This window comes from Noviherbaspirillum malthae (assembly GCF_015352985.1).
Lineage (GTDB): Bacteria > Pseudomonadota > Gammaproteobacteria > Burkholderiales > Burkholderiaceae_D > Noviherbaspirillum > Noviherbaspirillum malthae.
The window spans coordinates 96,125-103,830 of the sequence record NZ_JACYXF010000017.1 but is presented as its reverse complement, the minus strand read 5'-3'; the positions used below and the strand labels follow the sequence as shown (position 1 = coordinate 103,830).

The following is a 7,706-nucleotide window of genomic DNA, read 5'->3' as shown; positions in this document are numbered from 1 at the left end:
TGCTTCAATGTGCACACGCCATTGTTCCAGACTCACCGTTGACATCCCGCTTCCTCCGTTTGATGAAAACGGGTAGCTTCTTGCATTCATGTTCTCGGCGCAAGGACGTGTTTGAAAGACCGCTTACTCTCGATTGTGCAATCGTCTGGTCCAGCAGCGCAAGAAACGCATCCCGTCGGTACACGCCCGTCATTTGGTCCCGTGTCGCCAGGAATTCGAGTTTCATGTGCATCGCACGGCTGACCATGAGCATGAAGCCGAGGCTAAGCGCGACGAGCGAGAAGGCAAACGTGCCCATGTAGACGCTATGAACCAGAGAGGTATCGGTATCTGGCCTCACACGGCTGTTTTGTAAGAAAGCGGCAGTGCAACGGGCCAGCATGACGACCGAGGTAGCCAGAAACAGCAACCCGGTAAATCGCTCCGCGAATCCTTTTTTCTTGAGCCGGAAAATCAATAGAGCGCATGCAGTAAAGAGGACAGTAAGCGTACTGCTCATGGTGATGACGCGAGCCCGATAGTTGTCTTGTACGAAGGTGAACCACGCCAGGGCAAGTGCTGCGGCACCCAATATAAGAAACAGCAGTTTTGTCTTTCTTTTAAAGCCGCCATACTCAGTCAGACTGGCGTGCATGGTAACGACGCCGACAGCGACTAGCAGATTTGGCAGAAAGCTCGAAAACAAGACCGGAACTGTTCCGCGCAGGGCAAACAAGAATGCTGCCGTAGCCATCGTAATGCAAGCGGCACCCCAGTGCGCAAGTCCCTTGATATCGCGAAGGAATCCGGAACCCAGCACAAACAGGACAAAAGCACATAGGGTACCGAAAGCTGCGGAAATGATAATAAAAGCAAGGGGATCGATTCCCGGCACAGCATACTTCCTTCAAATCATCGTCTTCAAAATTGCCATATTACCAACATCTTCTCGTTATCGAGTTTGCCGTACGAGAGGGAAGATGGTCGCATACAGGTTGCATATGGGCAACCACTATCGCGCGCTTAGTTCAATAGCAATTTTGCAATAGATGGGACGATACGGAAATGCTTATGGCAAAGAGTGTGGAAAAGTCAATTATTCGCAACAAGCTCATCTTCCCATCGCAAACGTCAGGGAGACCGAGGGTTTCCCTAAAAGCACGGCCTTCGACGAACAACGCGCAACCCTACGAAGCCTTTACCGGCTCAGGCAAACAGCGCTTACAACCTGATCATAATAAAGTGCCGCCGACTTCTTCGCGATTACATACCTTCGTATTCCGGTTTCAGCAGTCCGTTAACACAAGCTCCTATTTATTTCGGGCAACGCCATATGGCTGGCGGTGTCATTACAGTTTATCGCTCGAACCTGGTTAATGGACCTGCGGGACCGCAGGCGTGCCCTGAAACTGAAGGGACGGTTAGCGGCGTCCTCATGGCCAACAACCTGGTGGGGCCCGATCTACAAAACATGCATGCAGATGATTTCGCTGCTCTCGCCAAGGCGATCCGTTCCAGTACGGGCGATGCCAACGTCGACACTACCAAATTTGCCGCCGGCAGTAGTGGGCTAAGAACGACCTGTCAGAAGGGTATCGAACGTTTCTGATAGTATACCCCCCTATGGTATTAGCCTTATGGAGAAATTAGTGGCACACACATCCCGCGAGAAAACCAAATTGCTAAACCGTGTACGTCGCATTCGCGGCCAGATTGAAGCGGTCGAGCGTGCCCTTGAAGGCGAGGCCGGTTGTTCCGAGGTGCTACAACTGCTGGCTGCGACTCGCGGGGCGATGAACGGCCTGATGGCTGAGGTCATTGAAGACCATATTCGTGAGCACGTGGCCAGCCCTGCGATTGAGAGTGATGCTGAACGTGCAAAAGGCGCTGATGAGCTAGTTGAGGTCGTTCGAACCTACCTGAAGTAGAGCATATAGATGGCTGTGAAATCACCCTGTATTGAGTTGTGCAAGTTCGATGGCAGGACGGGATTCTGTACTGGTTGCCTGCGCACTGCAGCAGAGGCACGGGAGTGGAAGAAAATGACAGACCACCGGCGCCACCAAATCATCAATGAACGCGCACGACGCGAAAAGAAACTGGTAGGCAAGTAAGCCATCGATATCGGAAAGAATTGTTATGAGCAGTACACAGCGGCACGACAACCAGGTCTCCAATTGGGTACATGACCACACTTTCGCTGAGGGAAGCCATGCTGCTGAACGCAGTACGCGCCTCGTGATGTGGATTACCGCAGTAATGATGGTTGTTGAAATAGCGGCCGGGTGGTGGTTCAACTCGATGGCACTTCTGGCTGACGGGTGGCATATGAGTTCCCATACGCTAGCGATTGGACTCAGTGCCTTCGCGTACTCAGCTGCCCGTAAGTATGCAAAAGACCCGAGGTTCGCATTTGGGACGTGGAAAATCGAGATATTGGCTGGTTATACAAGTGCAGTGTTCTTGCTGGGTATTGCAGCGGTGATGGCGATCAGCTCCATTGAACGGATCTTTGCGCCTGAGCCGATTCACTATCGAGATGCAATTATCATTGCAGCCATCGGTCTTGTGGTGAACATTGCTTGCGCCCTGATTCTTGGCGGTGCGCACCATCACCATGGTGAGCATGGGCACCATCATGGCCATGAGCACGGTCAGCATGAACATGGCGATGACGACCATCACGGGCACCATGACCTCAATCTCAAGTCCGCCTACGTGCACGTTATCGCAGATGCTGCCACATCGTTCCTGGCGATTGCTGCACTGGTAGGCGGATGGTTGTATGGATGGAATTGGCTTGACCCATTAATGGGGATTGTCGGTGCCGTGCTGGTGGCTGTCTGGGCAAAGAACCTGATTGTAGACACTGGTAAAGTGCTAGTAGATCGGGAAATGGACGCACCCGTTGTTGCGGAAATACGGGAGGTTATCGAGGCTAACGACAACATCAGGCATACCAAGCTTGTCGACCTGCATGTCTGGCGAGTAGGGCGGCGGTTCTACTCCTGTGCCCTAAGTGTAGTCACCGAAGACACATGCCTTACAGCCAGCAAGATCCGAGATGAGCTGTCGATACATGAAGAAATCGTGCACTCGACAATTGAGATTCACCATCAGTGCTAGAGCTGCAATAGCCATAGAGCCCGAATACAGTTGCCAATGCGGTCAACCAACTGCAAGTACTCGCAGCCGGCTGCAACGAGCCAAGAGGCGTCCGGCGAGAAGACTGACCCGAAGACCGGACGCAAGGTCCTGTATTGGCACGACCCCATGGTGCCCGGCCAGAAATTCGATAAGCCGGGCAAAAGTCCCTTTATGGACATGCAGCTTGTCCCGGTCTACGCGGACGAGGCCGGTGGCGAAGGAGGAGTGACGGTCAATCCGACACTCCAGCAGAATCTGGGTATCCGATACGCCACCGTTCGGCGAGAGGAGACTAGAGACGCATTCGAGTTGGTTGGCACTACCCAGTTTGACGAGAGCGTTGCAGAAGTCGTGCAGAGTCGGGTGACCGGCTACATCGAGCGACTTCATGCCCGGGCGCCCATGCAGCGCGTTAAGCGCGGCGAACCGGTTGCGACGCTATTTGTGCCTGAGTGGATTGCGCCCCAGGAGGAGTACTTGGCATTGAAGCGTAGCGGCAACGATGCTCTGGCGTCTGCTGCTCGCGACCGCATGCGCGCACTTTCCATCCCTGACAGCTTCGTGACCCAGTTAGAGAGGACTGGAAAAGTACAGAGAACCCTGACGCTCGCATCGCCTGTTACCGGCGTCATTACGGAACTCGGCGTTCGTGATGGTGCAATGGTTTCGCCAGGCATGCAGGCCAATTTGGTCCGTCCTGGCATGCAGGTAGAGGCAACCTTTGCAGGAAATACGGAGCAGAAGTATGCCGGAAAGGTCCGGGAAGTTCTCCCAGGCGTGAGTTCGACAACCAGGACGGTGCAGGCACGGCTGGAACTGGACAACCGTGACGGCAGCCTCACACCGGGCATGCTGATGCGGGTAAAGGTCGGCGGCGAGAAGGCGGTGCCACGGCTCCTTGTTCCAACCGAAGCCGTTATTACGAGCGGGAAGCGCTCGGTCGTCTTGGTTACGGGCGAAAACAATAGCATCCAGCCGGTACAAGTAACAACCGGGCGAGATATCGGCGACGACACGGAGATTCTGAGCGGTTTAAACGAGGGCCAAAAGGTGGTCGCTTCAGGACAGTTCCTCATCGACTCGGAGGCGCGGCTGAAATCGGTTCTGCCGAAGTTTGCCGGAAGCGAACAAGAGCAAGGGCAGAAGTCTCAACCGCAGTATTCTCCTATCGCTGTTCCAGGGGTTTACCGAGGGGTCGGCAAGGTCGAAAAGGTGTCCCCAAGCTCACTGACCTTGTCCCATGGACCGATTCCTGAGCTGAAGTGGCCCGCCATGACAATGGACTTCGGCAAACCAAAGCCAGACGCTTTTGCGGAGGCCAAGGTTGGCCAAGACGTGGAGTTCTCGTTCAAGGAGGGTGATGACGGCAGCTACATGCTTCAGGACGTGAAGCCAGCTGGCGGAGGAAAGAAATGATTGCCCAAATCATTCGGCACTCCATCGCCAACCGCTTCTTTGTCCTGTTCGCAACGGCGATTCTGGCTGCCTGGGGACTGTGGTCTCTGGGGAAGACACCGCTCGACGCGTTGCCCGACTTGTCAGACACGCAGGTCATCATCCGCGCTCAGTATCCTGGTAAAGCGCCTCAGATTGTCGAGGACCAGGTCACTTATCCACTGACGACTACGCTTCTGGCTGTCCCAGGCGCTAAGACCGTACGTGGATATTCGTTCTTTGGTGACTCCTTCGTCTACGTGTTGTTTGACGATTCTACCGACCTGTACTGGGCCCGTTCTCGGGTGCTGGAGTACATCAACCAGGTGCAGGGCCGCCTACCGCAGGGCGTACGTGCGGAGCTGGGGCCGGACGGTACCGGGGTAGGCTGGGTCTTCGAATATGCACTAATTGACCGCACCGGGCAGAACGACTTGAGCCAGCTACGTGCGTTGAATGACTGGTTCCTGAGATTCGAGCTGAAAACGGTGCCGGATGTCGCGGAAGTGGCCAGCATCGGTGGGATGGTCCGGCAGTATCAGGTCGTCTTGGACCCAGACAAGCTTCGTGTCTTCGGTATCTCCCACGCCAAAGTCCTTGAATCGCTTGGCAAGGCAAATGAAGAGTCAGGTGGCTCGGTCGTCGAAATGGCCGAAACTGAGTACATGGTGCGCTCGCGCGGTTACCTGCGTTCGTTGGAAGATTTCCGGAACATCGTCCTGAATGCAAACGAGGCCGGAACGCCGGTTTTGCTGCGTGATGTGGCCACCATCCGGCTTGGTCCTGAAATGCGGCGGGGTATTGCCGAGCTCAATGGCGAGGGAGAGGTTGCTGGTGGCGTCATCGTGATGCGTTCCGGTAAAAATGCCCTACAGACGATTGATGCCGTGAAGGCCAAACTCGACACGCTCCAGTCCTCCTTGCCGAAGGGAGTGGAGGTGGTCACAACCTACGACCGCTCGAACCTGATAAAAGCAGCGGTCAACAACCTGCGAAATAAGCTCATTGAGGAGTTCATCGTTGTCGCTGTCGTCTGCGCGATATTCCTATTCCATCTTCGCAGCGCGTTCGTGGCCATCGTCTCCTTGCCACTGGGTATTCTTGCTGCGTTCATCGTCATGCGTTACCAGGGCGTGAATGCAAACATCATGTCGCTCGGGGGCATCGCGATTGCGATTGGAGCCATGGTCGATGCGGCCATTGTCATGATTGAGAATGTCCACAAGCACCTTGAGGCCTATGAACACGCCCATCCCGACAAGGAGCTCACAACCCAGGAGCGCTGGAAGATTGTGACGGACGCGTCGATTGAGGTCGGTCCGGCCCTGTTTTTCTCGCTTCTGATTGTGACCCTGTCGTTTCTGCCTGTCTTTGCCCTTGAGGCACAGGAAGGCAAGTTGATCGCGCCTCTGGCTTACACCAAGACCTACACGCTGGCAGCGGCGGCAGGCCTTGCTATCACCTTGGTGCCTGTGCTGATGGGCTACCTGATTCGCGGGCGCATTCCAAGCGAAGCATCCAATCCCCTCAATCGGATTTTGATAGCGGCGTACCGCCCGCTGTTGGAAGCTACATTGCGGCATCCAATCGTAGTAATCGCGGTTGCCGTCGTGGCTCTTGCCTTGACCGCTATCCCAATTTCCCGGCTTGGTGGTGAGTTCATGCCGCCGCTTGATGAAGGAGATTTGCTGTATATGCCATCTGCGCTTCCGGGCTTGGCGGCATCGAAAGCCAGCGAACTGCTGCAGCAAACGGACCGGCTCATCAAAACAGTGCCGGAAGTGGCAACCGTATTTGGCAAGGCGGGACGGGCTGAGTCAGCGACCGACCCGGCACCTCTGGAAATGTTCGAGACGACTATTCAGTTCAAGCCAAGGGACCAATGGCGTCCGGGAATGACGCCCGAGAAGCTGGTCGAAGAGCTGGACAGCGTCGTCAAGGTGCCTGGATTGTCGAATGTCTGGGTTCCACCGATTCGTAACCGCATCGACATGCTCTCGACCGGTATAAAAACGCCTGTCGGTGTGAAGGTGTCTGGTGGTGACCTGAACCAGATTGACCAAATTGCGAGTCAGATTGAGGCCGTTGTGAAAAAGGTGCCGGGCGTGACGTCCGCTTTGGCTGAACGGCTGAGCGGCGGGCGCTACATTGACGTCACCATAGATAGACGACAAGCAGCTCGCTACGGCCTTGCCGTCACCGACGTCCAGTCCGTGGTCTCTTCGGCGATAGGAGGTGAAAACGTCGGCGAAGTCGTCGACGGACGACAGCGCTTCCCTATTAACGTCCGATATCCCAGGGATTACCGGGATTCAGTCCAAAACTTACGAGAACTGCCCGTAGTGACGGAGCGAGGGGCACAGATTCGGCTGGGTGACGTGGCCCAAGTCCAGGTGACTGATGGCCCGCCGATGATTCGTAGCGAAAACGCCAGGCTATCCGGCTGGGTGTACGTCGACGTGCGAGGAACGGACTTACGGTCTGCTGTGAATGCGATGCAGGCAGCAGTACAGAAGGAGGTCAAACTGCCACCAGGCTATTCAATTGGATGGTCAGGGCAGTTCGAATACCTGGAGCGCGCGGCGGCGAAGCTGCAGACGGTTATCCCATTGACGTTGACGGTGATTTTCCTGCTCCTGTACTTGGCGTTCCGCTCTACGTCTGAAGCACTGCTGCTAATGCTGACCGTTCCGTTTGCTCTGATTGGCGGCTTCTGGTTTGTCTGGACGCTCGGGCATGCGGTTTCGGTGGCCACCGCCGTCGGGTTCATCGCCCTGGCCGGTCTGGCGGCCGAGTTCGGTGTTGTGATGCTGGTCTACCTTAGAAACTCGCTGGACGCTCGCCTTCGGAGCGGGCAGCCGTTGACCAAGGAACTGATTCTCGAGGCAATTCGAGAGGGGGCAGTGCTGCGCGTCCGGCCCAAAGCCATGACCGTCGCGGTGATTCTTGCTGGTTTGCTTCCCATTATGTACGGCAGCGGTGCCGGGTCCGAGGTCATGCAGCGTATTGCCGCACCGATGGTAGGGGGCATGGTCACAGCCCCCCTGTTATCGCTCTTTGTTATTCCGGCAGCGTGGCGTCTTCTCCAGGAGCGGAAGCTGCGTATTGCCGTAAATTTTCAGCCGAATAGTGTCAAGGCATGACAC

7 protein-coding genes are annotated in these 7,706 nt (G+C 55.6%); 6 read left to right on the top strand and 1 reads right to left on the bottom strand.

What is annotated here, in order from left to right; genetic code table 11:
- Nucleotides 1–4: 4 nt before the first annotated feature.
- The gene (locus IGW03_RS18995; protein ID WP_194724105.1) at nt 5–874 is read right to left on the bottom strand and encodes a hypothetical protein; all 870 of its coding nucleotides are present in this window, start codon (nt 872–874) and stop codon (nt 5–7) included.
- A gap of 540 nt (nt 875–1,414) precedes the next feature.
- On the opposite strand from IGW03_RS18995, the gene IGW03_RS18990 reads away from it, so the two are divergent.
- The 6 genes from IGW03_RS18990 to IGW03_RS18965 are packed head-to-tail and all read left to right on the top strand — an operon-like array spanning nt 1,415 to nt 7,703.
- On the top strand, nt 1,415–1,588 hold the full coding sequence (locus tag IGW03_RS18990; RefSeq protein ID WP_192805255.1) for a hypothetical protein: 174 nt from the start codon (nt 1,415–1,417) through the stop codon (nt 1,586–1,588).
- Between the two features lie 40 nt (nt 1,589–1,628).
- Entirely contained in the window at nt 1,629–1,907 is a 279-nt protein-coding gene (locus IGW03_RS18985) for a metal/formaldehyde-sensitive transcriptional repressor (RefSeq protein WP_151638616.1), read from the top strand.
- A gap of 9 nt (nt 1,908–1,916) precedes the next feature.
- Nucleotides 1,917–2,093, top strand: coding sequence for a DUF1289 domain-containing protein (locus IGW03_RS18980; RefSeq protein WP_151638615.1), 177 nt, complete (start codon nt 1,917–1,919; stop codon nt 2,091–2,093).
- A 25-nt stretch (nt 2,094–2,118) separates the two neighbouring features.
- Nucleotides 2,119–3,105, top strand: coding sequence for a CDF family Co(II)/Ni(II) efflux transporter DmeF (dmeF, locus tag IGW03_RS18975; protein ID WP_151638614.1), 987 nt, complete (start codon nt 2,119–2,121; stop codon nt 3,103–3,105).
- A 36-nt stretch (nt 3,106–3,141) separates the two neighbouring features.
- On the top strand, nt 3,142–4,542 hold the full coding sequence (locus IGW03_RS18970; RefSeq protein WP_194724104.1) for an efflux RND transporter periplasmic adaptor subunit: 1,401 nt from the start codon (nt 3,142–3,144) through the stop codon (nt 4,540–4,542).
- The gene (locus IGW03_RS18965; RefSeq protein WP_194724103.1) at nt 4,539–7,703 is read left to right on the top strand and encodes an efflux RND transporter permease subunit; all 3,165 of its coding nucleotides are present in this window, start codon (nt 4,539–4,541) and stop codon (nt 7,701–7,703) included. Before IGW03_RS18970 ends, IGW03_RS18965 begins: the two co-directional genes overlap by 4 nt.
- The last annotated feature ends 3 nt before the right edge of the window (nt 7,704–7,706 follow it).